Raw genomic sequence first — 24,621 nt, forward strand, 5'->3', positions numbered from 1 at the left:
CTAGTTAAGTGTAACTGGTTTGCCATTAACTTCGATATCAAGTGGATCACCTGAGATCAAGGTAATGTCAGAACCATTCTTATCAACACTTACTTCGATAACTCGACCTCTGAAGACTTGTCTAAATGAATAACTGTCCCATTTCTTTGGCAAGAACGGCTTATAGCTCAGCACTCCATCAGCATGTACTCTCATGCCGGCAAAGCCTTGAACCATTGCCAACCAGCCACCAGTCATCGCAGTGATATGCAAGCCATCGGCGGTATCATTATTATAGTTATCTAAGTCCAGTCTAGCGGTTCTTTCGTATAATTCAACTGCTTTATCTTCATAATGAAGATCGGCTGCTAGTACAGAATGAATTGCAGGTGAAAGACTTGACTCATGAACCGTTAATGGTTCATAAAAATCAAAGTTAGCCTTCTTCTCTTCAGGTGTGAAATCTTCAATGAAGTCCCAGATACCTTGAAGCACGTCACCCTGCTTAATGTAAGGCGAGCGTAGGATCTTGTCCCATGACCAATGTTGATTGATCGGCAACTGATCCTTTGGAATTGAACTAACTGGCTCGAGATCCTTGTCTAAGAATCCATCATGCTGAACAAAGATATTCAATCCTTGATCATATGGCATGTACATTTTGTCTACGATGTCTTGCCACTTAGCACGTTCCGCTTCCGTAACCTTCAACTTCTTAGCTTGATCAGCTGATACTTCCTTCAAAATCTTGAGAGTATATTCTAGAGTCCAACGTGCTAACAAATTAGTATCCCAATTATTATCAACGTTGTTCTCATACTCATCAGGCCCGGTAACACCATGAATCATATACTGATTGTTACGCTTACTGAAGTGCACACGGTCAGCCCAGAAACGACTGATCTCAGTTAAGATCTCACTACCTTCATTGAGAACGAATGACTTGTCACCTGTATATCGAGTGTAATTATAAATTGCAAAAGCAATATCACCGTTACGATGAATCTCTTCGAAGGTGATCTCCCACTCGTTGTGACATTCGATACCATTGAACGTTACCATTGGGAACAATGCACCCTTGAGTCCTTGTTGCTTGGCGTTGACGAAGGCACCATCCAATTGCTTGTATCTGTACATCAACAAGTTACGAGTAACCTCAGGCTTAGTGATACCCAGATAAACCGGTACACAGAAAGCTTCAGTATCCCAATATGTGGCCCCGCCGTATTTCTCACCAGTAAAGCCTTTAGGACCGATGTTCAAACGAGCATCTTCACCATAATAAGTCGTGAATAATCCAAACAAGTTAAAGCGCATGCCTTGTTGTGCTCATCGTCGCCTTGGATCTTAACGTCAGACTTGTTCCAACGTTCAGCCCAGATATTCTCATGTGATGTCAGCAATTCATCATAAGATTGTGTTGTTACATCATTAGCAAGCTTGCTCATGGCATCTGTCAAAGCTTCAGTAGAATCATAATCACGTGAAGTGACCACGATCACACGCTTTTCAAGAATTGCGACTTCATCTGATTCAAGGTTGATTTTGAAAGTCTCACTCGTTTCAGAATCAGTTACAGTCGAATCAACTTTTTCCATGACCGTAACGTGACACATTTCCATACCGGAAGTAAATCTTGGTGTTCCGAAGTCATTAGGTTTAGTCTCGGCGACCAAGCTATTCTCATCGATATCTAAGACATTCCAGAAGTGCTCATCATAGTTAGCATCTTCATTCTTAACATTGGAATCCAAAGCAGAGATAGCCTTAACTTCAACGCTCTTATCTGACAAATTCTTAAAGCTGACTTTTTGAACTGATAGTTCCTTTTGAGCCACACTCAAGAATCTCTCAAACTTGAACTCAACTTTGGCATCACCTTTTGTTACAACAAATGATCTAGTTAAAACTGCGTTTTTCATATTCAAATCTAATTTGAAATCACTGATTTGATCTGTGCCCAAATCTAATTTTGAGCCATTGATCAAAAAATTGATCTTTATAAAGTTGACCGCATTGATGACTTTTCCAAAATACTTGGGATAGCCATTCTTCCACCAACCAACACGTGTCTTATCGGGATACCATACCCCAGCTAAGTACGTTCCTGGAAGCTGTCGCCTGTGTAGTCTTCTTCAAAGTTGCCACGCATCCCCATGTAGCCATTACCTAGACTCGTCATACTTTCTTGTAGACGCTTGTCATCTATGTCTAGCTTATGTGTGACGATATTCCAGGGGTCAACTTCAAATATCCGCTTCATTAATCTACGCCTCCTAAAAATAAAAAAGGTAATTAGGTAAATAAAATACCCAATTACCTTTCTAAAATCCTCTAAAGAATTGTTGCTTCTGTATCATCATCGAAGTAATGAGCTTTTGTCATTTCAATAGCCATTTTTACTTCGGCACCTGGTTCGTGATAATCACGTGAATTTACCTTTGCGATAAAGTCTGTATCCCCGAGTTTTGAGTACAACATTGATTCTGAACCCAATAATTCAGATACTTGAACTTTAGCATTGATAGTTGCATCAGGGAAGGCTTGCATTGCTACTTCTTCAGCGTGAATATCTTCAGGACGAATACCAAATGTTAGTTTCTTACCTTCATAACCCTTGTCCTTCAAGATCTTATATTGACCTTCAGGAACAGCGAGGTTAATACCTTCATCATTAGTGATTCTGCCATCTGCTAGAGTTACATCGAAGAAGTTCATAGCAGGTGATCCAATGAATCCAGCAACGAATTTGTTTACAGGTTTGTTGTATAGATCGTATGGTGAACCAACTTGTTGGATCTTACCATCATTCATGATTACGATACGGTCGGCCATTGTCATAGCTTCAACCTGATCGTGAGTAACATAAATGAAGTTACGTCCTAATCTTTGGTGCAATTGAGCAATTTCCGTACGCATTTGAACTCTCAACTTAGCATCCAAATTTGATAGTGGTTCATCAAGCAAGAATAACTTAGCATCACGAACGATAGCACGTCCTAAGGCAACACGTTGTCTTTGACCACCGGAGAGGGCACCCGGTTTACGTTTGAGATAATCTGTTAAGCCTAGGATCTTAGCAGCGTTCTCAACACGCTTCTTCGTATCAGCTTTATCATTTTTACGAATGTTCAGTCCAAAGGCCATGTTGTCAAAGACGGTCATATGAGGATATAGAGCATAGTTCTGGAATACCATAGCGATATCACGATCTTTAGGGGCAACTTTGTTCATTACCTTTCCTTCCATCTTGAAATCACCGTCAGTTATATCCTCCAAACCAGCTATCATACGCAATGTGGTGGATTTACCACATCCGGAAGGTCCAACGAAGACAATAAACTCACCATCTTTAATGTCTAGGTTGAAATCACTAACTGAATAGTCAGTATTGCCTTGATAGCGTTTATAAATGTGATCTAAATTAATTTCTACCATTTTTAACGCTCCTTTTATTTTTTTGACTTCCAGTTAACTAACGAGCTAACTCATTAATCAATCTAGATGTGTCCTCCACACCCAAAGTCAATCATTTTTTTCTATCTTGCCACCTAATAAACGATAAGAAAGATAAGTAGCTAAAGAAATACTACATATAACACTTAAAAAAGCTAATTGTAAGACAAAATTTATCAGAATAAGAACTAAGAAAACAATTACGGAAACTATAATTGGAAACGGCTTAGATACTAACAAGGTCAATGTATTATTGCTGAAATCAGTCGCTGACTGAAAAGTCGCAGCTACCAATGCCATCAAATAAACAAAAGTAAATGTTAGAACCACTGTATGCCATTGCGTATTGCCGGCCAAAACCTTGTTAAGCACGATCAACGCAACACCTATCGCTCCAAAACCAAAGTTCATCTTGTAATCTATTAATAGTTCAAACCATTTTTTAAAGAAATATTTGAAGAAACTGCCACTGCCGTTAATTTGCCAATCCTGTACAGCCGCAAAACTAGCAGTCAATCCAGGTATCGTGAATAATGAAAGCATCAGCCACATTATGAAGGTCACGACGTAGTAAATTGTCGACATAGGTAAGTTAGAAAGAATAATCGCAGTTAAGATAACCGAGAAATTAATCAAAAAGAATGAAACATTAATCGTAAACAAAGACCAGATCCAATTTCCGGCGGCCATTAATTTTCGACCATTTTTCGAGTTTAAATTAATCACGGTTGTCCCTCCTTAATTACTTAACAGCACCATCTGTAACACCTTTGATAATCCACTTTTGTGCAATTAGATAGAAGATGATTACAGGTAAGATTGAAATTGTAATTCCGGCTAGAGCCAAATGCCATTGCTTTGTGTATTGACCGAAGAAATTAAACATTTGTAGCGGAATTGTGTATTGAGTTTGTGGTAATACCAATGATGGTAATAGGTAGTCGTTCCAGATAGCAATGATATTCAAGATAGCGACTGTAACGGTCATAGGACTAAGCATTGGGAAAATAACTTTGTAGAATATTTGCCAACGGCTTGCCCCTTCCATTTCAGCGGCTTCATCCATTGCTAGTGGAATACTAGATAAAGTACCTTGGTATAAGAAAATTGACAAACTGCTTTGGAATCCTAAGTACATAATGACAAGTCCCCACATATTTAGGAAGTGAACACTACCGAAGTTAGCAGTCAAAGGAATCATAACTGATTGGAATGGGATCAACATAGCTGAGATAAACAGCAATAGTAATCCGCCACTCAATTTAGATTTGTTTCTTTGAAGTGCATAAGCACCCATTGCGGCTCCCAAGATAATGATGAGAACTGCTGCTACAGTAATGATCAATGAGTGAGTCAATGAAGCCATAAAATCTAGAGCTTTGAAAGAATTAACGTAGTTATCAGTTGTACTATGCACTGGAAGTGAAAGGACTGAGGCGAAAATCCCCTTAGGTGTCTTAAATGAGTTGGTAACGATTAAGTAAAATGGGAATAACCAGATAATACCTAGTAAGATTCCAAAAATACCTAATACGGACTTACTTTTTTTGCTCATTATAGATCCACCTCCCTCTTACGGTTGTACAAGACTTGTAATAATGAAATTGCAGCAACAATAACGAAGAAGATCATAGCCTTAGCTTCTGATAAGGCGAAGTTACTTGAGTTGTAAGCTGTATTAACAATATCCATAGCCAACATTTGTGTTGAATGGTATGGTCCACCATTCGTCAATGAAAGGTTTTGGTCATAAATCTTGAATCCGTTTGAAAGAGTTAAGAACATGCAAACTGTGAATGCTGGTGCGATCATAGGGAACGTGATTTTGGTGAAACGTTGCCAAGCTGATGCACCATCAATTTCAGCTGCTTCGATAACTTCGTTAGGAATGTTTTGTAGGTATGCAATATAGATGATCATAATATAACCAGCCATTTGCCATACAGTAACAATAACTAATCCCCAAAAACCAGTTGTCTCATTAGTGAGCCAATTTTGTAGCCAGCTCATATGCAAGGCATTTCCTAAAGCTGAAAAGCCTTGTGTGAAAATGAATTGCCAAATAAATCCTAGGATCAAACCACCAATCATATTTGGCATGAAGAATACGGTACGTAGGAAATTACTTCCCTTGAATTTTTGTGTTACTAATAATGCTAACCCTAAACCAATTACGTTTAGTAAGATGACAGTTACAATAACAAAGCCCACTGTAAACCAAAAGGCGTTAATAAACGCCTTATCGTGGAACAATTGAATGTAATTTTGAAATCCTACCATTTTGGTATAAGTAAGACCATCCCAGTTGGTAAATGAATAGAATAATCCTTCAAGTACCGGAATGAATACAACCAAAGCTAACGCAACGAGGGTTGGCGTTAAGAATAGCCAGAATGAAAGACTTCTATTTTTCATCATATTCAATGCCCTCTTTTGTCAAACTATTTGTTCTGTTGTTTTGCCCAGCCATCTGTCATGTTCTTGACTGTCTTATCCCAGCTTTGTTTGCCAGATAAGTACTTTTGCAAGTTAGGTTGTGCAACGTCTGGATCCCAAGCAGTACCTGTGTAACCAGGGAATGCCCATCCAGTTGTTTGACCCTTTTGTTCGTAATCATAAACTACTGATGTTAATGGATCTGACATCTTCAAATTATCGTAACCTTTGTATGCTGGTACATAGTGAAGCTTATTAACAACGGCTTTCTTACCTTCTTTAGATGTGTATAACCAGTCTAAGAAGTCTTTAGCAGCCTTTTGTTCTTTAGCATCTTTACGTTTGTTAACAGCCCAGTATAGTGATGTTCCGACTGGTAATTTGCCTTCTTCACCAGGTACAGGAATAGGAATCATACCAATATCGTTTTGTGCGAATGTCTTGTCAATACCTTCAACTGTAGGATAGATCCAGTCACCTTGTTGAATCATAGCTGTCTTACCTTGTGAGAAGTATTGGTTAACTTGTGCTGAATAGTCCATTTGCATTACTGGTTTGATTGAATACTTCTTTTGTAAATCAAGCATTGTCTTCATATCAGCGTTCTTTGAGAACTTCATACTCTTTGACTTGTAAAGTGTTTGAGCGTTACCATTGTAATCTTGTGCTAAGTAAAGGTTTAGCAAGTGATCTGACATAATCCATGCTTCTTTACCAGGTAATGCGAAGACACCTTTGATGCCTAATTGATCCTTTTGTGCATCCAATTGTTGAACTGCAGCTTGCAATTTATCAACAGTTGTTAGACTTTGTGGATCGATTCCAGCCTTTTCAAAGACCTTCTTGTTATAAACAAATCCATAACCTTCAACGTTGAATGGTAGTCCAACGGTCTTACCGTCTGACTTAACAGCACTCAATACGCCAGGTTGTGCGGCCTTAGCAGTCTTTGTGTTTGATAGATCAGCTTCATAAGCCTTGAATTGCTTAACATCGGCAGGACCAGCCAAACTAAAGATTGTAGGTGAGTTACCAGAAGAAATTCTTGTCTTGAGGACAGGATCATAGTCTGTACCACCACCGATTGATGTAACTTCGATAGTGACATTCTTATGTGTCTTCTCGTATTGTTTAGCAATTTGTTTGAATTGCTTATTATTCTCTACCTTCCCTTGTAGAATAGTGATCTTAGTTTTGCCACCCGAAGATGATGAACTACCACTACTGCTACATGCAGCTAATGTAAAAGTTGCTCCGGCTGCTAATGCAACCACGGCAACACGTTTTCCGAAACGTTTCCAGAAACCTTTTTTCATTACCTTGACCCCCTATATAATAATTTCTTTACTACATTTATAATTATTGTTCTGATAACGGTTTCTTGCAAGCGTTTTCGTGATGTTACCGATAACAAGATTGTTCCATACCAATCAAAAAAGCCAAGCTAATCGCTTGGCTAGCTTGACTTACAGAGCTTATATCAATGTTCAATTATGATTGGATCATAGTCTATTGACAACAATCCGTGGTGAATTTCAACGCTATTTTCAGTAATTAAATTAGTGTATTTTGCATCAGGAAGGTCCATCTTTACATGGGAAGCCTTGCCCTTCAATGTAAAGATACCGATTCGTGTCTTACAGCCTAATTTGAATGTTACTTTCACAACGTCATCGTCCAAAGCTTCAATATCATAGGAACCTTTGTATTGAATCTCATCTTGGCTTAACTCGTGAAGACGCTTGATCAGTGAACTAAGATCCATATCCGTCTTCCAATTCAATTTATCGACATTAAATAAATCAGGCGTGTGCTTCATTCCGACTTCTTGTCCCGCATAAATCAATGTTGATCCCTTTTGGAAAGCTGAGAAAGCTGTCCAATTGATTAAATCATTTTCGTTAGGGAACAAATGATGAGCACGAACTTGATCATGGTTCTCTAATCCACGCATCTTAATATAGTTGGCAGGATAGATCAACTCTTGTTGATTCAATGCTTCAACGTAACGACTAAGTGGGATTTGACCTTTAGCATAACTGCGATAAATCTGATCAATATCATAGTCGTAAGCAAAATCAAAGGCACGATATATTTCGCTATCTGATGAGATCCAGTAACCTTTGTTACGAATTGCTTTGATATAGTCGCCACCAGTAGATTCAGCTAACCATAGAATATTGTCATTAACTTCTGAGACCTCCTGACGAGCTTTTTCCCAGAAATGAATAGGAACTTGAGGTGCGACATCACAACGAAAGCCATCAACGACCTTGGCATACATCTTCAATGTTTCAATTTGGTAATCCCATAGGCCTTGCTCTGAATAATCTAACTCCGCAACATCAGTCCATTCAGGATTCTTGTTGTGCAGGTTACCATCATCATCGTGCAAGAACCACTCAGGATGCTTCTTAAGCAAAACTGAATCACACGAAGTGTGATTATAGACAATATCGATCATAGCCTTCATGCCGTGGGCATGGATTGCCTTAACCAAGTGTTCAAAGTCCTCCCACGTACCTTGTGACTTATCGATCGTACGATAATCACTGATCGCATAAGGAGATCCAACTTGACCCTTACGATCTACGACACCAGAAGGGTTGATCGGCAACAGCCAAATATAATCAGTTCCAAGGTTCTTGATACGTTCCAAATCACCTTCAAGTGACTTAAGCGTTCCTTCTTGCGTATGATTACGTGTAAATACACTGTAGATCTGAATCTTTCTAAGGTTGATATTTGTTTGGTAAGCCATTAATCGATTCCCCCATCATTTACTAACGCACAGCATCCCCAAGCATCGAGGTGAACTTGTCCGTTAACTATTTTTATTTTTTGATTTGATAGTGCTGTTCTCAAACTCATTTTAACTGGTAATTGGTAATCTTTCTCTTCATCAGAAAAATTAATTATTACCAGACCGTACTTATCATTCGTAGTTCGCTCAAAGACAAACATCTTCTTATCTGTCGCCAACAAACGATAATCGCCTAACGTAAAGCAATCATTTGACTTCAAACGTAACAAACGCTGATAGAAATTCAAGAGACTATCTGTATCGGGCAGCTCTTGATAGACATTATCATGAGAGTGCTCAGCCCAATTCCACGGTTTGGCATGCGAGAAGCCGACGTATTCTGAGTTGTCCCATTGAAATGGACCACGTGCCGTCATTTCGTCTTGATCATTTAACAATTCCAGAATTTGTTTGTCAGGAACCTTCTTACTACGCAGGTTCTTGATAAGATCAACCGCTCGCTGATCGTCGAAGTCAGACAGATTCTCATATTTTAATCCATGCTGTCCGATTTCTTCACCATAATAAATAATCGGAATTCCACGTTGCAAAAACATCATCATTGCCAGAGACTTCTTCAACTTAATATCGTCAGTTGGCAATTTTAATCTATCAACAAAGCGGCTAATATCATGATTGCCCCACGTCAAGGCAGGGAAACTAGTGTTAGCTAAAACACTCTCCCACTTTACAAAGGTATTCTTGAATCTATCGAGTGAAATCTGACGCGGGCGGAAGAACTTAGGAATATCTCCAAAGTTCTTATCATCATAAACTTCGCCAAAGTTGTCAGACGATACTACCATGTCACAGCCATTCTCATCAGGTTGCGTATACTCAGCCGCTTGATATACATTGGCTGATGCCGCTTCTCCCAATAAGAATATGTCAGAATTTTCTTCTTTGATTTGGCTAACGAATCCACCAAGATATTTTTTAACCTCAGGTAAATTAGCAAAGAATGTGTCATCAACTGGATATTTCTCAGAATCATCCAAAGCCATTTGTTTCAAGTTAGCCTTAGCCATATGAATGAAGGCATCTAATCTGAAGCCGTCGACACCTTTTTCAATCCAGAACTTAGCAATATCGGCCATGGACTTCTGAACTTCAACATTCTTCCAATTAAGATCAGGCATTTTTTTATCAAACAAATGGAAATAATAATACTCACTATCAGGATGTACCTTTGACCAGACACTGCCGCCAAAGAATGACCCCCAATTGTTTGGCTCATGTCCATCAACTTGTTTATCCCAAATATAATAATCTTTAAAAATACTATTCTTATTATTAATAGCATCTGTGAACCACGGATGCTGGTCCGAAGTATGATTTATTGGCAAATCCAATATTACATGGAGATTCCGACTATGTGCTTCTGTCATTAGTTTTTCAAAATCATCAATCGTTCCCAAACTTGGATCGATAGCGAAATAATTAGACACATCATAACCGTTGTCGACTTGTGGTGATACAAAAATGGGATTTAACCAAATAGTATTAACGCCAAGTTGCTTAATATAATCTAACCGTTGAATGATTCCCGGCAGATCTCCGATTCCATCATCATTTGAATCTTGAAAACTCTTCGGATAAATTTGATAAATAATTGCATTATCATACCATTTCATTGCGTTCGCACCCTCCCAACTGGTAACCGCTTCCAAATAAGTATAAAAAAATAAGCCCAATAATAATAGGGCTTACATAAATGTTACCGATAACAGTTTTATTCTCTTAAAGTTCCACCCATACTTATCTTGGGTTCAAAGATAAGATTACCCTGAGATGTCTTGGAATTGATCTTATCCAAAAGGTTCTCACCACAGGCACTCCCCATCTCAATGATAGATTGTTTGACTGTTGTTATTTTAGGCGAAGCAACTTGGCTCAAGAAGACTCCATCGAAGCCAGTTACACCATAATCATCTGGTATCGAACCACCACAGCGAGCGATTCCTCGTTCGATTCCCATCGCCAGACGGTCTGAAGCACAAATAAAAGCGGTGTTAGATTCAATTTCATCCCAATGTTTAGTGATGAATTCTTCGGCTAAGTGACTGTGATTCTCAAAACGATATAATTCCGGAATCATCTGATTCTCCTGAACTTGTTGAATAAATCCAGCTTCACGTGAATATTCAAATGACTCTTTGCTATCTATACCAATATAGACCAAATGCTCATATCCACGTTCCAAAACTAGCTTAGCCATCCGATAGGTACCAGCTTTATTATTGGTATCAACATAATCCAATCCATAACGATTTTCGCCAAACATAATTACAGGTTTATCAAGTTTCTTGATCCAATCAAGATCCTCCTTACGCATTCCTGTAATTATGTATCCATCACAGTTACCAATGTCAAAGTTTCGGCGTGTAACTAATTGCAACGAATACTGATGAAGATCCAAAGTCTTAGCGATCCCCACCATTAGGTTCATATAATAAGGTTCGGTTGTATCAATATCTTCTAAAATACACAATTTAACGATTCGTGTAGAATTATTGACCAAAGCTTTTGCAATTAAATTAGGATGATAATCTAATTCTTGCATCGCCTGATATACCAATTGTTTAAGTTCATTAGTAACCATATCTGGATGATTAATAACACGTGAGACCGTCATCTTTGAAACGTTGGCACGCTTTGCCACATCCATAAGTGTCGCCATATAATACAACTCCCTCAATAAATATTATCCCTTATGAATTCAATTATACCAATTACTGGATACGTGGTCATTATTATTTTTATACAAAAAGAGCAATCCAATTATAAAGGATTGCTCTTTTGGCTATTTAAAACTTACTTCTGCAGATTTCTGCTTAAAAATATGTGTTCTGATCCATGGAATTACCCAGTAATCCAAGCCGACCTTACCAGCGTTGAATCCAGCGAAGATAATAAACATTTCAAAGAAAATGTATTCAGGATTGACTGAAACTGTTCCTGCTAGCATGTATGAGAAGTTCATCATCATACCAAAGAATGTGGCAGCGGTAGTTAAGCAACCGAAGATCAAGCCTAGGCCAACTAGGAACTCGCCCCAAGCAACTAAGAAACTGATCATCCCGTTGTTTGGTAGAATCATGTTTTGGATCATTCCGTTGAACCAAGGATATAGAACGTTGCCTTCCGGTCCCTTAACTGGATTCTTTATAACACCCATCAACATTCCTTGAGCTGAGAATCCTCCAGTAATTTTACCCCATCCGGCAATTGCCCACTGGAAACCAAAATAAATTCTAATAATTGCTAAAACATATGATGCATACTTATTTGTACGTAAGAATTTTACCAAAATTATTTCCCCCTCTTTTTAGCATAACCAAATAATACTACTTTGAGATTATATACACAAAGAATTGTTCTTCTATATAGAATATTAATAATTTCTCATAAACTTCAAAAATTTTGATACGTAAGATTTCGGTTTAAAGCACTTATATATCAACGATAATTGGTTGATCATATCTCCATGACATTTTAAGAATAACTTGAATAAAAATTAACAATAATTTCACATATACGGTATCTAAGACTGTTTTATCAATACTATATTCAAAGTTTAGGAATAATTAAAGATACATAAATATAACAATACAATCCAGCAATATTTTTGTACGCATTTAATTTGATTATTACTGTCTACCTGGTCAGAATGAGGCATCAAAGGGGTGATTATATGATCTTTTATATCATTGCTTTATTAATATTTATGACACAATGCTTCTTAATGATCTTCACTTTTTTCAATGACCAACTACAACGCAATCAGATTCCAGTATCTCCGTCCGACGAACCGTTTTTTTATATCATATTAATACCGTGCTTGAATGAAGAAAAAGTAATTAGCGATACACTAGAAAAACTACTTGATCTCAAAATGTCAAAGCACATTATCGTCATCGATGATGATTCAACTGACAATACAGTCAAAATAGCACAAAAAATTGCTGGCCCAATCTCAATCATTCAACGGAAACTACCGAATGCTCAAACTGGCAAAGGAAGTTCACTTAATTCCGCCATTCCCATGATCAAACGTATAATCGAAAAATCACCATTTGATCAGAAACATTCGATTATCGGCGTGATGGACGCTGACGGAGTACTAAGTTTCAACTCTGGAATTGAGTTGGATCGGGCATTTCAAGATGATTCAGTCGCCGCAGCTCAATTAAGAGTAAAAATGAAATCTCCCAAAACTATCTTACAAACTTTTCAAGATATTGAATTCTTCGTGATCAATCATCTAACACAGTTATTCCGCTCATATATCGATGCGGCCGCACTTTGCGGGAATGGCCAATTCTTCAGAGCTTCTTCAGTTCTTGATAAGCTTGGTGATAAGCTTGGGGCGACGCTCTTTTGGAAGACTATGAATTAACCTTACGAATGAAGTTAAAGGGATTAAAAATCAAATACATCGGAAATGCCTATGTCGATCAAGAGGCTCTGACCAGTCTTAAAAAACTTATTATCCAACGTGCTCGCTGGTCACAAGGCGGCTTCAACTGTTGGAAATATTTGAAATCAGTCTTAAGATCCAGGATAATGAGTAATCTACAAAAAGCTGATGTGTTACTATTTTGTATCATGCCGGTCTTAAACATTCTGTCTGACTTTGCGATTATTTTCTACACCGTTAAATTCTTTATCGTTGATTCGAATAACTTATTGAGAGAATTCATCGCTCTCTTTTTCTTATCAATTCTAGGACTACTCTTCGGTGCCCTATTCACGGAGCTATACATTGGTGAACTAAAAAAGACCGAAAAAAAAGGTGTGATCATCAATCACACCGACTTCTTAAATGAGAAATCAAATATCTTCAAAAGATTTCGCGCTGTAGCGTTAGTTTCATATATGTACGTCATCTTCTTTGGAAGTTTGATTATCTCGATCATCCGACTATCAAAGAATAATAATAGTTGGGTTAAAACCAAACGGATTTAATTCCTTTTCTTTTTGCGCATAAAGTATAGAAATAAAGTGAATCCAGCAATTACGCTTAATAATAAACAAGGTAGATAATAATTAGGGATAAAGATACTCTTACTGATTATTTGAAAAATTACTGATTTGAACATCACAATCACCTCAGATTTGGATTCACGGTAATTATTACATGTTTAAACACATAATTCAAACAATTAAACTGATATAAAAACAGTGCTGGGATAAATATTTCCCAACACTGTTATTTTTATTTCTTTAATAATTTAGCATGTTTAACATCTTCAATTGTCTTAGTACCAGCCAATTGCATGATTGTCTTGAATTCATCATTCAAATGTTCAACAACTGAATAGACCCCATCAGCACCACCGAGTGCTAAGCCATAGATTACTGGTCTTCCCATGGCAACCATATCAGCACCACTAGCTAATGCCTTAAAGACATGTGATCCACGACGAACACCACTATCAAAGATAATTGGAACTCTGTGATTTACGGCCTTAGCAACATCGCTCAAGACATCGAATGATGCAGGTCCACCATTTAACTGACGGCCACCATGATTTGATACTTGGATAACATCAGCACCAGCACCGATTGCAAGCAAAGCATCTTCTGGGCTTTGAACACCCTTAACAATAACAGGTAGTCCAGCAATATCCTTGATTCGTTGAATATCCTTGGGACTGATTTTTTGAGCAGCGGCGGCATAAATTTCACCGATACCCTTGCCTTCTCCATCGCCTTCACTGAACTTAGTCAAGTTAGCCATTGGAGTCGGAAATTGGAAGTCATTGATAATATCGGACTCACGATAACCATCGACAGTTGCATCGGCTGTTAGAACAATAGCCTTAGCACCAGCCTGCTTAGCTTCTTTGAGCAAACTCTCGTTGAAGGTCCAATCCTTGCTCATATAAAGTTGGAAGAATTGAGGAGCACCGTTACCAGCTGCCATCGTATCAGCAATTGAAGTTGATGAATAAGTACTTTGCTCCATCAAAGCTCCAGCCTTGGCAATACCTTTTGCTGTATCCATTTCGCCTTTAGCATGTGCCAAACCTTGTGCAGCAGTGGCAGTCATCATAATTGGTGTCTTAACATCAATTCCAAAAATACTTGTGTTTGTTTGTGGGTCTTCAATGTCACTCAATACATGAGGAACGATTTGAACATGATTGAATGCCTCTGTGTTAGCCTTCAATGTCCAGTTGTCTTCAGAGCCACCAGCGATGTATCCGAAGCCGCCCTTTGGAATAATTTTTTCAGCTTCAGCTTCCAAACTTGGTAGGTTTACAATATTAAGTTCTTTCTCGTTATCATTTTGGAAATATCCATTTGTTTCTGTCATATGATCATCCTCCAATTTCTAAGTCGTGATCATATTAGTGGAAGGTATACAAAATGGCAACTATTCTTTCTCGTTAATTGACATAGTGCCAAAAAAACAGCTTTGAAGCCGGGCAGACTTCAAAGCCGTTTCATTACGGATTTAGCATATGATATGTAGTTTTTATTTGATAAATGTTCAAATTCATTTACCAATATTAATTATCACTCTTATAAATAATTTAGTAAACACCTTTATAGCGGATGTAACTGAATCGTTAGCTTAATCTTACAGTTATGTAAGATTGTCATCTATTCTAAATTATCCAAAGTGCTCTTTAACCAATTAATATGATTCCGCTCTCGTTCAATGGCACGATTTAAAATCAGAGAATGTCCATAGCTATTTTGAATACTAGCTTCATCCGGGAAAACTAATTCACGACGACTGCGTAAATGCTCATAATGACTTGAATTGATCTGTAATTGTTGCTCAACCAGCTCCCTCAACAAAGGGCTATCCTGATTCTTAATAAAATACAGTTTCAAAGAAAACAAGTCATCCTTTTCGGACAACGGCTCACTAAGCCATTCTTGAAGAATATTTTTTCCATCGAAAGTAATCAAATAAAAAATGGATTTGGAATCACTAACTTCAGCATCTGGTTCAATCCATCCGTCAGAGATCATTCTTTGTAATTCTGGATAAATTTGACTATGTGATGCATGCCAAAATTCTCCAATCTCATGATTAAATTCTTGACTGATTTGATAACCAGACATTTTAGTTTGATTATTGATCAAACCTAATAATATGTATGGTAACACTCTTTTTTTAGGCATTTATCTCTCCTACTATTCTATCAACTACCACAAATATTATCTCATCCTGATAAATTTTCTCAAATTTATTTATTAGTTCTCTTATATTCGGCATTGAAATACTTACCACTACGAATATCATCAGGTAAATTATCGTAAGGTGCTTCACTGATAACATCTTCATTATCAATACCAGCATCTCCGATATAAGTGATATTTGCGAATTCCGGAACAACTAATTTTGGATATGTTTCGTATTTCTCACGTGATTCACGCATAAGTTCCAAGTGTTCATTTTGGTATGTAACAGTGATTTCTGGATGTTCTTCAACCCACTTAGGGAAGAAAATTGTACCGTGAATCTTCTTTTCGTTTGGTAAGAAGTCAAGCGCAACGTCTGTTCCGGTTGGCTCTGTCCAAGAAATCTTGTAAATACCTTCTGTCAACATGACAATATCAGCTTCTTGATTAGTTACCCAACGTCCTGCAACCATCCCACCGTGAATACGATAATCAACCGTGTGATCATTTTTAGCGTACCATTCATATTCCCAGCCGTTTTCATATGTATAAATAAAATGTGTTCCTAAAAATCTTCTAATGTTTTAAATTGTTTTGTCATAGTTATTCTCCTATGTCGTTATCGACAATTGCTAGTATATGTCGATAAGACATATTGTCAACTATTTTAATTTCCTAAGTAATTAGCAACTAAATGAATGATCCATAAATGTGCTGGATAAAAAACATAAAATAAATACTTAAACTGCTTACCCATTTTTCCTTGTTGCCCATTGTATAAATGCAATAACGGAACGACCAAAATGAAAAACATACTACTGGCATTCATCGCAATACCGTCAAAAATCCCTATAAAGCTATTTGTACTAATAGCTGAAAAACTTAATGATAATTCTAGAATTCCAAAGAATACCGCTAAGCCCAAGTATGATAAATCACGTTGTTTAACATTGTTATAGGTTAAATTGGTAATAAACATAAACGGCAACAATAAAAAGCCACCTTCTAGAATTGGCACACATCCGATCAATAACAAAGCAAATGCAATACACTTATTTCGCCTATTGTCAGTGTTCCAAAGTGTAACGATTGCAGCACCTAACGCCAACGTAATAAAAATATTGTCTCCAAGAATTGACATTTGGTACTCTTGACTCAAGAATTGGTTCATAATGAAGTTACCAATCCCCATAAAGATACCCCAACTAGTTAGTCTAATTAGATAATCACGTTTACTGTGCGTATAGCGCAACCCTTCGATGACTAAATACCCAAAACCAACGGCAACAACTCTAGTTATTATGTGGAATACATCCGCTAAATATGGTGAAATAAAATAAGGAATATGATCCAACACCATCAATAACATTAATATTATTTTAAAAGTTTCTCGATTATACTTTATCTTCTGCATTAAAATCTCCTCTGATATATTATCCTTTAGTTATTATTCAAGATACGGAAACACAAGTAAATAGACCTTGCACAAGTGTTAGCACATGTGACAAAGTCGTAAGGAAGCGAAAAACATGACACCATTTAACGAACTAACTCTAGCAATATCTGCCATTGTTCTAGCAGTAACTGGAATCGTTGGCGTAATTTTACTTTCAACCTCAATTTTTAAGATCAACTCTTCAATGAAAAAAACCGTCGATGTAATAGAAAAATATCAACGACCTTATATTGCTATTAATTTGAAAAAAACAAATTTAGTTATCAAGAATACCGGCAAGTCTCAGGCGACGATTGATTCGATCGTAATCAACGACACTGATGAATTTGAGGATATGGATGGAAAAGTCATCAATCCTGAACAAGCACTACATTTAAAAAATGATTTTACAGACCAAGATGAATTAATAATTGAGATAAATTATCATAGTGAAAACAAAGCCTATAAAGAAACTGTTTCACTTAGATAGAAAAATACCAGAACAGGAATTTTTACTTTCCCGTTCTGGTATTTTGATTTTATTTGTTGTTCCGTCAGACAGATACGGTATCGTGGGGAACGGCCATAGCCAAAGTACGGTCTATGACCTCGCCTTGAAGCCGAAGCTCACGTCTTCAAGGCGTCCCATGCACTAAGCCAGCAAAATACGCTGACTAACTGCATCGACACGGGATACCATATCTGTCTGCCTCCACTGAATTCGCCATACTTTCAAGTAGACAACACCACATAATTTGATTTGTACAATAGAAAACAATAGCGGCAATATCATAGCTGGAGATTGTCAGAGATGAAACCAGCTGTGAAATTTTTGTTAGGTCAGCGATCCATCGGCCTTACAAAAAGGACGTGCTTTAAGATTTGCGAACTATGCAAAGCTTAAAGTCGAAGTACCAGACCGAACTGTGGCTGGGACTGGTCCCACAGCAGGTAGAATCACTGACAATCGGAAGCAAAACCACTACTTAAAATACTGAGCAGCATAATCAGTAACTTCTTTAATATACTTAAATTTTTCCTTGTTATAAGCCTCACCGTGTCCAGCACCCTTAACGATCCACATCTTCTTAGGGTCATTAGCATTCTTGTAATTAGTATAAATATTACTTGTCGGCACAAACTTATCCTTTGAACCATGAATCAAGAATAACGGCACATGGCTCTTCTTCAAAGTATTCTTAGTATTTGCTTCATAGAAATTATATCCGGCAAACATCTTAGAATAGATAGCTGCCGTTTGGACTAATGGAAAACTCGGCAAACCAAACATATCCTTTAATTGATAATTAAGTTCACCCGAGATAGTCGCGTAACCACAGTCTTCAATGGCCCATTTGACATTCTCTGGTTGCTTGCCGAGTGTGTACATCACGGTTGCAGCACCCATACTGATACCGTACATTCCAATTTGCGAATCCTTACCATTGACCTCATTGATCCGACTGATCCACTCCATAATGTCGCTACGATCTTTCCAACCATAACCGGCATATTCACCACCGCTCATTCCAAAAGAACGATTATCCGGAGCTAAGACATTATAACCTGCATCATGAAAAATCCTTACGAATGAACCCATGTACTTGCTGGCACTGCCATAGCCGTGAATAACAACGACCGTTTTATTGGTCTTCTGTGCAGCTGGTAAATATCTAGCCTTTAGTGTCAAACCATCTTTAGACTTTTCGGTCCAAATTTTCTGATCCTGTTCATTGAACCACTTATTATTTCCAGTCAGCGGCTTGTGGCTGACGGTCGTACTACTATAACCGCCCTTCTTAAAAGCATAATTGAACAAATATGCTCCACCCGCTAAATCAGCAACAACAAAGATTCCAATCAACGAAATCAACATAATTTTTATAATCTTTTTCCCACGCATAAATCTAACCCACTTTTTGTAAATGTACTAATATAATATCATTTTGGCAAAAAAAAGTTGAGTTTTCTACTCAACTTACAACTAATTAATTTAATTGTTGGCTAGGATCATCAGCGACTGATGTTGATGATTCAACTTTGTGGAACCAGTGGATGTGTGAATCGAAGAATGCAATCATATCATTCATGAAGTACATAATGTATGTCAAGAATAATACAGGACTGGCATCACCTTGAGCTGCTGTAACACCCCAAAGAACGATTGACATGATACCTTGAACTGTCCAGAAATAATATTGTTCACGGAAGCGCAATGTACATAACAAAGCACCTGTGAAACCAATAGCACTGGCAACAGAATCAATAACTGGTCTAGGACTGATAAATAGATGTGTATCCATCAAATATAGAAGACCCCATGATGCAAAGAAGAATACGGCTGTTAATAGCCACTTAGGAGCTGTAAGACCATGAATGTGCTTTTCAGCATCCTTTGCCCATTGTGGACTGATCAAAACAGGAATATCCAGAAGGATAATGTAACTTGTTTGTAAAATAACATCAGCGAAGTTCTTAGCGTTGATAGCTACGAAGATATAAATAAGTGCTGAAACTAATCCTAATACACCGTTTAAAGGTTTTGCATTAGTAATTGCTACTGTACATGTAAATCCTAAAACACCGGCAAACCAAGTTGCGACGGCAATACCACTCATACTATGTGAAAGTGTCGAAGCTGTGATGGCACCTAAACCAAACATTAAGAGCATGTAACTCTTAAAACTCCAACCCTTCATTTGTTCGACATACCACTTTGGGCTAAAAATACTTGTCATTTAATCCTTCTCCTCACTTATATAAAACTAAATTTGTTCCCCTTTAAACGAACAACAAATAAAATATTACCACTCTCATTATGAATTTCCATGGTTTATTTTAAGTGAAAATGCGAGCAAAACCGCTCCAAGTTGTTGTAGCAAGGATTGAGCCGAATTATTAAATTTTTTATATTACTTTGGAAGCGATACAATATCTAGTATCGACGGAACATTTTAAATACCAGATATGGCTTTTAATGTCAAAAAAATAGTCCCGGCAACGGGACTATCAATTTAAATGATTAAATTTTACCAACTAAATCTGCACCCGGAACAATTGTTTTTTCACCTGGATGCCAGTTTGCTGGACAAACGTTATCACCATTTTCGGCAACGAATTGTGCTGCTTCAAGTGTTCTTAGGATTTCTTCAGCATTACGGCCAATGCCCATTGCATTAACAGTGTATGACTTAATAATCCCCTCAGGATTGATGATATAAACACCACGATATGCTTGACCACTATCTGAATCGATTAAATCAAAAAAGTCCGCTAATTGATGTTTCTGATCAGCCAACATAGGATATTCGATCTTACCGATACTATCGGTATTCTCTGCCCATGCCATATGTGAAAATTCACTATCAACAGATACAGAATAAATTTCAGCATTATTTGCTTTAAAATCAGCATAATGTTTTTCTAAATCTTGAAGTTCTGTTGGACAGACAAAAGAAAAATCAGCTGGGTAGAAGAACAAAATTGACCATTTGCCAAGCAAGTTCTGCTTATTATAGCTCTTCAATTCACCATTTTGGTACGCCTTGACATCAAAGTCAGGAATTTCTTTATTAATATAATTCATAAGCTAAATACCTCCTAAGTTATAACTATATTTTAGTACAATTATCTTATTAAACATAGTCACAACCTGATTCTCTGCTAGAATAATATATATAAATAACAAAGGACTGTTTTAGATAATGAATACTGCTGAACAAATCAAACAAATACGCCAATTTTCATATAAAAAAATGGTAACTGACCATACCGGCCACAACTTCGATCACATTGAACGAGTTGTTAAAATGGCAACTAGATTATCAAAGGAAGAAAAAACTGACAAACTGATTACACTTGCCGCCGCTTACCTGCATGATGTTGCTGATGATAAACTAGTCGATGATCCTGCTGAATTAGAAATTGAAATCAAAAACTTTTTGAAGAGCATCGAATTAACTGATGACCAAATCGATGAAATTATGTACATTACTCATAATCTATCTTTCAGCAAATCACTAAGCAAGAATCCGCCAAAATTGTCATTAGCCGGACAAGTTGTGCAAGATTCCGATCGACTAGACGCCATCGGAGCCATCGGTATTACACGTGCTATTTATTATGGTGGAGCCAATGCGGAAACGATTTATGATCCATCGATAGCACCACGTGAAAAAATGAATAAGGCTGAATATCGTAATCTAGATAACGAGACAATAATTAATCATTTTTATGAAAAACTGTTAAAGTTAACAAGTATGATGAATACACCTACCGCAAAGAATATTGCCTTACATCGTCAACAATTTATGTATGAATTTTTAAATGAATTCCAATCGGAATGGTTATCAGAAATATAATTATGGAGGAATTTTATGACATCATTTGATGAACAAGATAAAGAATATTATGAACACATTATCAAAATGTTAAACGAACGTGGAGTAACCTTGCCAGATATTGCTGAAATTGTTATCTTCTTGGAAAAGAAATATGTCGAGGGCTTAGACGAAGAGATATCGATTCACGCAATAAAAAAAGTACTGCACAAACGTGAAGCTCAAAACGCAATCATGACCGGGATTGAGCTCGACGTTCTTGCTGAAAAAGGCCTTTTATCATCCCCTATGCAGCGTATTATGAGAACTGATGAATCTACATACGGCATTGACGAAAACATGGCCATCACGTTGGCAAGTCTATACGGATCCGTTTCAGTAACTAACTATGGTTATGTTGATAAGCTGAAACATGGCGTTCTGGAAAAGCTCAACGATAAATCAACTGGCAAGATCAACGTCTTCCTTGATGATTTAGTTGGCGCCATTGCTGCAGCTGCCTGTGGCTGGTTAGCACATAACGAAAATGAAGTTGAAAAAATGATCAGCGAAGGTAAATAAGGTTAAACCTTGTTTACCTTTTTATTCATGATTTAATAAATTTTATATTGAATTTAAATTTCATCTATCTTAAAATACGATATGATATTACATAGAGAGGCATTTGATCAGTATTATTAATACTTAAGATAGAAGAAATAATATGAAAAAGTTTAATAATATTTTTAAAAATCGACGATTAAAAGTTGCCTACTACATTGTAATAATTATTTCTGGTTTATTATCGTTAGTCACATTGGCAATGAGTTATGTCCCAAGTATCGATAATACGAGACTACCATTCGTAATTATCGAAGTCGGAACATTAACAATTTTTACCATTGATTATTTTGTCCGACTGACATTTGCAAAAGATAAGTTGCTCTTCTTTCGCAAAAACATCTTTGATTTATTAGCAATCATTCCTTTCAATTCAATATTTAGTGCTTTCAGAATTTTCAGAGTTTTTCGAGTCTTCCAAGCAATGAAGGTTTTTACACTGCTGCGTTTTATGGGAATCGCTGGTAAGGTTCAAAAACACTTTAGTAAATTTTTGAAAATGAACGGTCTTATCTACCTAATAATCATCTCGTTGATATTACTAGTAACTGCCGCAATCGTGTATTCAATTGCTGAAGGAGCATCTTTGGGGGAATCCTTCTGGTGGGCACTAGTCACTGCATCGACCGTAGGATACGGTGATGTTACTCCAACCACGGTAATTGGCAAAATTGCTGCCGCGGTCTTGATGGTCGTTGGAATTGGATTCATTGGTACATTAACTAGTACTATTACCAATTACTTCACTCAGGATTCGAAAGAAGCAAATGAAAACAAACTTGATCAAATTATTACCAAGTTAGACGATTTATCTAACGAAAATAAAGACTTACACAAAGAAATTGATAATCTAAAAGCACAATTACATGAGAATTCAAAAAATGATTCATAGGGGGAATCTTCGTGCATGCTGGGGAAACTATTTTAGACAAAATTTCAAGAGAATGTCTTATCCGTCAGAAGCTTAAGGATATTCCCTTCGTTCACTACTTTTCAAACGACTTCATGGAACGTAATACACAATACTTCTGTATTGAAGATTTTATGAAATCGGTTGGCATATACGACGTCAATACGCTCGAACAAGCTGATCAAGAGTCGTGGGATGCACTAGTCAAGCAAACTACAGTCTTTGAAAATTGGCACGAAATGCTGGACAACGCTGGAACTGAATATTATCAATTGCACATGCAAAAAGGACTTGCCATTTAATGGTAGGTCCTTTTTAGTCTACATGTATTCTCTTTTAATTTTATCTGCCTGTTTAAAATCATAGTTTTTAACTTTAGAGTCAGTTACAGTCAGATTTTCTAACCTTCTACGCTCTTCATAAAAAGATTCTTTGAATTTTGGATTTTTTAACTTTTCTTTAAGTAAATCATCAAAATTATATTCCTTCATTTTTAGATCTCCTACTAAGATATTCTTTTTTTATTTTCTTAGCCTTTTTAAATTCTTTTAAAGGAATTTTCTGGCTTTTCTTTGTATAACCACTGACAATAACATATCTGGATTTTAACAACTTAAAATAAAATAATCTTTCAATTCCATCAGAAGATTTAACGCGGATTTCAAATAAATTATCATCAATTTTTCTTGTCAATCTTTTTTGAGACGACTCAAAGAATGAATATAATTGTATTACGTTAGTCTACAAGCAATACCGCAATCTGTGCTTTCTCAATAACATGATGCGTAACTGATCCAATCAGAAAGTTCTTAATTGCATGTCTACCAGTCTTACCCATCACGATTGTATCAGCACCAGTGTGCTTAGGAACATCTGTCGCAATTAATCCTCGCGGATCACCTTTTTCAAGAATAACGTTGTATGATAATTCAGCATTCTTAATTTGTTGTTCCGCAACTTTAACGTGCTTTTTAACTTGATCCTCTAGATCATTGATCAATGGCATGTATGATACTCCAACACTTACAGGAATATTATTTGTATTCACAACTGCTACTAATTCGATAAGTGAATCAAACCTCTTTGCCAATTCAATTCCATAGTCCAGCGCTCTGTATGAAACTGGACTTCCGTCTACGGCAATAATAATTTTCTTAAACATGATTGCTCTCCCTTTTGGTTAGTTGAGTTCTCTAGTTAAAGTTTACGCAATTGCGAAAAATCACACAAGAAATCAGCTAAAGGGACACAAAAAAAGATGAGGCGGTTTGACCTCATCTCCATATTAGTTATCGTGAAAGCAGAAAATATACAGTACATTTCTGTACCGCAAAAATATCATAACACTTTAATATCTACATTTCATTGTATAAGTCTTAACTTAATGAACCTGTCACGCTATTGTAATGTTTAATTTAACGTATTTTGTTTAACCCGTCCGAATAATCCTTATTTAAAAACAAATAAACTATTTTTAATGACCAAAGATTTTATATTACATGATATATTTATAATGTAA

At 36.8% G+C, this 24,621-nt stretch carries 25 protein-coding genes and 2 pseudogenes; 7 read left to right on the forward strand and 20 right to left on the reverse strand.

What is annotated here, in order from left to right:
* From JCM14932_RS15060 to JCM14932_RS08585, 10 genes and pseudogenes are all read right to left on the reverse strand, one after another.
* Positions 1-2,242, reverse strand: a pseudogene (locus tag JCM14932_RS15060) (glycoside hydrolase family 65 protein).
* Between the two features lie 71 nt (positions 2,243-2,313).
* On the reverse strand, positions 2,314-3,417 hold the full coding sequence (locus JCM14932_RS08545; protein WP_025024511.1) for an ABC transporter ATP-binding protein: 1,104 nt from the start codon (positions 3,415-3,417) through the stop codon (positions 2,314-2,316).
* An 87-nt stretch (positions 3,418-3,504) separates the two neighbouring features.
* A complete protein-coding gene (locus tag JCM14932_RS08550; protein ID WP_025024512.1) occupies positions 3,505-4,161 on the reverse strand; it encodes a hypothetical protein in 657 nt (218 codons plus the stop codon).
* A 16-nt stretch (positions 4,162-4,177) separates the two neighbouring features.
* A complete protein-coding gene (locus tag JCM14932_RS08555) occupies positions 4,178-4,990 on the reverse strand; it encodes a carbohydrate ABC transporter permease (RefSeq protein ID WP_025024513.1) in 813 nt (270 codons plus the stop codon).
* On the reverse strand, positions 4,990-5,850 hold the full coding sequence (locus tag JCM14932_RS08560; protein ID WP_025024514.1) for a carbohydrate ABC transporter permease: 861 nt from the start codon (positions 5,848-5,850) through the stop codon (positions 4,990-4,992). Before JCM14932_RS08560 ends, JCM14932_RS08555 begins: the two co-directional genes overlap by 1 nt.
* Before the next feature lie 26 nt (positions 5,851-5,876).
* The gene (locus JCM14932_RS08565; RefSeq protein WP_025024515.1) at positions 5,877-7,187 is read right to left on the reverse strand and encodes an ABC transporter substrate-binding protein; all 1,311 of its coding nucleotides are present in this window, start codon (positions 7,185-7,187) and stop codon (positions 5,877-5,879) included.
* A gap of 164 nt (positions 7,188-7,351) precedes the next feature.
* On the reverse strand, positions 7,352-8,632 hold the full coding sequence (locus tag JCM14932_RS08570) for an alpha-amylase family glycosyl hydrolase (RefSeq protein ID WP_025024516.1): 1,281 nt from the start codon (positions 8,630-8,632) through the stop codon (positions 7,352-7,354).
* A complete protein-coding gene (locus JCM14932_RS08575) occupies positions 8,632-10,308 on the reverse strand; it encodes a glycoside hydrolase family 13 protein (protein ID WP_025024517.1) in 1,677 nt (558 codons plus the stop codon). Before JCM14932_RS08575 ends, JCM14932_RS08570 begins: the two co-directional genes overlap by 1 nt.
* A gap of 98 nt (positions 10,309-10,406) precedes the next feature.
* The gene (locus JCM14932_RS08580) at positions 10,407-11,354 is read right to left on the reverse strand and encodes a LacI family DNA-binding transcriptional regulator (RefSeq protein ID WP_025024518.1); all 948 of its coding nucleotides are present in this window, start codon (positions 11,352-11,354) and stop codon (positions 10,407-10,409) included.
* A gap of 123 nt (positions 11,355-11,477) precedes the next feature.
* Positions 11,478-11,984: a DoxX family protein gene (locus JCM14932_RS08585; protein WP_025024519.1), complete on the reverse strand. Its 507-nt coding sequence runs from the start codon at positions 11,982-11,984 to the stop codon at positions 11,478-11,480.
* 384 nt (positions 11,985-12,368) lie between these two features.
* Here JCM14932_RS08585 and JCM14932_RS15980 point away from each other — a divergent pair, with 384 nt between their 5' ends.
* Positions 12,369-13,073, forward strand: coding sequence for a glycosyltransferase (locus tag JCM14932_RS15980; RefSeq protein WP_051528102.1), 705 nt, complete (start codon positions 12,369-12,371; stop codon positions 13,071-13,073).
* Positions 13,055-13,642 carry a glycosyltransferase family 2 protein gene (locus JCM14932_RS15985; protein WP_155832102.1) on the forward strand — a complete coding sequence of 196 codons (588 nt, stop codon included), beginning with the start codon at positions 13,055-13,057 and terminating at the stop codon, positions 13,640-13,642. Before JCM14932_RS15980 ends, JCM14932_RS15985 begins: the two co-directional genes overlap by 19 nt.
* Positions 13,643-13,892: 250 nt before the next feature.
* Here the strand turns inward: JCM14932_RS15985 and JCM14932_RS08595 are convergent, their stop codons facing one another.
* The 4 genes and pseudogenes from JCM14932_RS08595 to JCM14932_RS08610 all read right to left on the reverse strand — a co-directional run bounded on the left by JCM14932_RS08595 (position 13,893) and on the right by JCM14932_RS08610 (position 17,231).
* The gene (locus JCM14932_RS08595) at positions 13,893-14,996 is read right to left on the reverse strand and encodes a lactate oxidase (protein ID WP_025024520.1); all 1,104 of its coding nucleotides are present in this window, start codon (positions 14,994-14,996) and stop codon (positions 13,893-13,895) included.
* A 290-nt stretch (positions 14,997-15,286) separates the two neighbouring features.
* Positions 15,287-15,817, reverse strand: coding sequence for a PadR family transcriptional regulator (locus tag JCM14932_RS08600; protein WP_025024521.1), 531 nt, complete (start codon positions 15,815-15,817; stop codon positions 15,287-15,289).
* A 65-nt stretch (positions 15,818-15,882) separates the two neighbouring features.
* Positions 15,883-16,418 (reverse strand): annotated as a pseudogene (locus tag JCM14932_RS15070) (phenolic acid decarboxylase).
* A gap of 66 nt (positions 16,419-16,484) precedes the next feature.
* The gene (locus JCM14932_RS08610; RefSeq protein WP_025024523.1) at positions 16,485-17,231 is read right to left on the reverse strand and encodes a TraX family protein; all 747 of its coding nucleotides are present in this window, start codon (positions 17,229-17,231) and stop codon (positions 16,485-16,487) included.
* 115 nt (positions 17,232-17,346) lie between these two features.
* Here JCM14932_RS08610 and JCM14932_RS08615 point away from each other — a divergent pair, with 115 nt between their 5' ends.
* Entirely contained in the window at positions 17,347-17,742 is a 396-nt protein-coding gene (locus tag JCM14932_RS08615; RefSeq protein ID WP_025024524.1) for a DUF8453 domain-containing protein, read from the forward strand.
* Between the two features lie 492 nt (positions 17,743-18,234).
* On the opposite strand, the gene JCM14932_RS08620 is transcribed toward JCM14932_RS08615, so the two are convergent.
* From JCM14932_RS08620 to JCM14932_RS08630, 3 genes are all read right to left on the reverse strand, one after another.
* On the reverse strand, positions 18,235-19,155 hold the full coding sequence (locus JCM14932_RS08620; protein WP_025024525.1) for an alpha/beta hydrolase: 921 nt from the start codon (positions 19,153-19,155) through the stop codon (positions 18,235-18,237).
* Positions 19,156-19,240: 85 nt separating this feature from the next.
* The gene (pnuC, locus tag JCM14932_RS08625) at positions 19,241-19,990 is read right to left on the reverse strand and encodes a nicotinamide riboside transporter PnuC (RefSeq protein WP_025024526.1); all 750 of its coding nucleotides are present in this window, start codon (positions 19,988-19,990) and stop codon (positions 19,241-19,243) included.
* 284 nt (positions 19,991-20,274) lie between these two features.
* Positions 20,275-20,838: a peroxiredoxin gene (locus JCM14932_RS08630; RefSeq protein WP_025024527.1), complete on the reverse strand. Its 564-nt coding sequence runs from the start codon at positions 20,836-20,838 to the stop codon at positions 20,275-20,277.
* A 118-nt stretch (positions 20,839-20,956) separates the two neighbouring features.
* Here JCM14932_RS08630 and JCM14932_RS08635 point away from each other — a divergent pair, with 118 nt between their 5' ends.
* The 4 genes from JCM14932_RS08635 to JCM14932_RS08650 all read left to right on the forward strand — a co-directional run bounded on the left by JCM14932_RS08635 (position 20,957) and on the right by JCM14932_RS08650 (position 23,404).
* Complete coding sequence (locus JCM14932_RS08635) at positions 20,957-21,613, forward strand: HD domain-containing protein (protein ID WP_025024528.1); 657 nt, start codon at positions 20,957-20,959, stop codon at positions 21,611-21,613.
* A gap of 15 nt (positions 21,614-21,628) precedes the next feature.
* Positions 21,629-22,153 carry a phosphatidylglycerophosphatase A family protein gene (locus tag JCM14932_RS08640; protein ID WP_025024529.1) on the forward strand — a complete coding sequence of 175 codons (525 nt, stop codon included), beginning with the start codon at positions 21,629-21,631 and terminating at the stop codon, positions 22,151-22,153.
* Between the two features lie 142 nt (positions 22,154-22,295).
* Positions 22,296-23,084, forward strand: coding sequence for a potassium channel family protein (locus JCM14932_RS08645; protein WP_025024530.1), 789 nt, complete (start codon positions 22,296-22,298; stop codon positions 23,082-23,084).
* Positions 23,085-23,095: 11 nt separating this feature from the next.
* Positions 23,096-23,404: a hypothetical protein gene (locus JCM14932_RS08650; protein ID WP_025024531.1), complete on the forward strand. Its 309-nt coding sequence runs from the start codon at positions 23,096-23,098 to the stop codon at positions 23,402-23,404.
* Between the two features lie 18 nt (positions 23,405-23,422).
* On the opposite strand, the gene JCM14932_RS16570 is transcribed toward JCM14932_RS08650, so the two are convergent.
* The 3 genes from JCM14932_RS16570 to JCM14932_RS08665 are packed head-to-tail and all read right to left on the reverse strand — an operon-like array spanning position 23,423 to position 24,264.
* On the reverse strand, positions 23,423-23,593 hold the full coding sequence (locus tag JCM14932_RS16570) for a hypothetical protein (RefSeq protein WP_155832103.1): 171 nt from the start codon (positions 23,591-23,593) through the stop codon (positions 23,423-23,425).
* A complete protein-coding gene (locus tag JCM14932_RS08660; protein ID WP_025024532.1) occupies positions 23,580-23,795 on the reverse strand; it encodes a type II toxin-antitoxin system RelE/ParE family toxin in 216 nt (71 codons plus the stop codon). Before JCM14932_RS08660 ends, JCM14932_RS16570 begins: the two co-directional genes overlap by 14 nt.
* A 43-nt stretch (positions 23,796-23,838) precedes the next feature.
* Positions 23,839-24,264 (reverse strand): universal stress protein, encoded by a 426-nt coding sequence (locus tag JCM14932_RS08665; RefSeq protein WP_025024533.1) that lies wholly within the window; start codon positions 24,262-24,264, stop codon positions 23,839-23,841.
* Between the last annotated feature and the right edge of the window lie 357 nt (positions 24,265-24,621).

Origin of the sequence: Companilactobacillus nodensis DSM 19682 = JCM 14932 = NBRC 107160 (assembly GCF_000615905.1) — a bacterium.
Lineage (GTDB): Bacteria > Bacillota > Bacilli > Lactobacillales > Lactobacillaceae > Companilactobacillus > Companilactobacillus nodensis.

What these genes read in the sequence shown, in the direction of transcription:
- JCM14932_RS08545 (WP_025024511.1), bottom strand. Translation starts at nt 3,417, where the DNA reads ATGGTAGAAATTAATTTAGATCACATTTATAAACGCTATCAAGGCAAT.
- JCM14932_RS08555 (WP_025024513.1), bottom strand. Translation starts at nt 4,990, where the DNA reads ATGAGCAAAAAAAGTAAGTCCGTATTAGGTATTTTTGGAATCTTACTA.
- JCM14932_RS08560 (WP_025024514.1), bottom strand. Translation starts at nt 5,850, where the DNA reads ATGAAAAATAGAAGTCTTTCATTCTGGCTATTCTTAACGCCAACCCTC.
- JCM14932_RS08565 (WP_025024515.1), bottom strand. Translation starts at nt 7,187, where the DNA reads ATGAAAAAAGGTTTCTGGAAACGTTTCGGAAAACGTGTTGCCGTGGTT.
- JCM14932_RS08570 (WP_025024516.1), bottom strand. Translation starts at nt 8,632, where the DNA reads ATGGCTTACCAAACAAATATCAACCTTAGAAAGATTCAGATCTACAGT.
- JCM14932_RS08575 (WP_025024517.1), bottom strand. Translation starts at nt 10,308, where the DNA reads ATGAAATGGTATGATAATGCAATTATTTATCAAATTTATCCGAAGAGT.
- JCM14932_RS08580 (WP_025024518.1), bottom strand. Translation starts at nt 11,354, where the DNA reads ATGGCGACACTTATGGATGTGGCAAAGCGTGCCAACGTTTCAAAGATG.
- JCM14932_RS15980 (WP_051528102.1), top strand. Translation starts at nt 12,369, where the DNA reads ATGATCTTTTATATCATTGCTTTATTAATATTTATGACACAATGCTTC.
- JCM14932_RS08595 (WP_025024520.1), bottom strand. Translation starts at nt 14,996, where the DNA reads ATGACAGAAACAAATGGATATTTCCAAAATGATAACGAGAAAGAACTT.
- JCM14932_RS08600 (WP_025024521.1), bottom strand. Translation starts at nt 15,817, where the DNA reads ATGCCTAAAAAAAGAGTGTTACCATACATATTATTAGGTTTGATCAAT.
- JCM14932_RS08610 (WP_025024523.1), bottom strand. Translation starts at nt 17,231, where the DNA reads ATGCAGAAGATAAAGTATAATCGAGAAACTTTTAAAATAATATTAATG.
- JCM14932_RS08615 (WP_025024524.1), top strand. Translation starts at nt 17,347, where the DNA reads ATGACACCATTTAACGAACTAACTCTAGCAATATCTGCCATTGTTCTA.
- JCM14932_RS08620 (WP_025024525.1), bottom strand. Translation starts at nt 19,155, where the DNA reads ATGCGTGGGAAAAAGATTATAAAAATTATGTTGATTTCGTTGATTGGA.
- pnuC (WP_025024526.1), bottom strand. Translation starts at nt 19,990, where the DNA reads ATGACAAGTATTTTTAGCCCAAAGTGGTATGTCGAACAAATGAAGGGT.
- JCM14932_RS08630 (WP_025024527.1), bottom strand. Translation starts at nt 20,838, where the DNA reads ATGAATTATATTAATAAAGAAATTCCTGACTTTGATGTCAAGGCGTAC.
- JCM14932_RS08635 (WP_025024528.1), top strand. Translation starts at nt 20,957, where the DNA reads ATGAATACTGCTGAACAAATCAAACAAATACGCCAATTTTCATATAAA.
- JCM14932_RS08640 (WP_025024529.1), top strand. Translation starts at nt 21,629, where the DNA reads ATGACATCATTTGATGAACAAGATAAAGAATATTATGAACACATTATC.
- JCM14932_RS08645 (WP_025024530.1), top strand. Translation starts at nt 22,296, where the DNA reads ATGAAAAAGTTTAATAATATTTTTAAAAATCGACGATTAAAAGTTGCC.
- JCM14932_RS16570 (WP_155832103.1), bottom strand. Translation starts at nt 23,593, where the DNA reads ATGAAGGAATATAATTTTGATGATTTACTTAAAGAAAAGTTAAAAAAT.
- JCM14932_RS08665 (WP_025024533.1), bottom strand. Translation starts at nt 24,264, where the DNA reads ATGTTTAAGAAAATTATTATTGCCGTAGACGGAAGTCCAGTTTCATAC.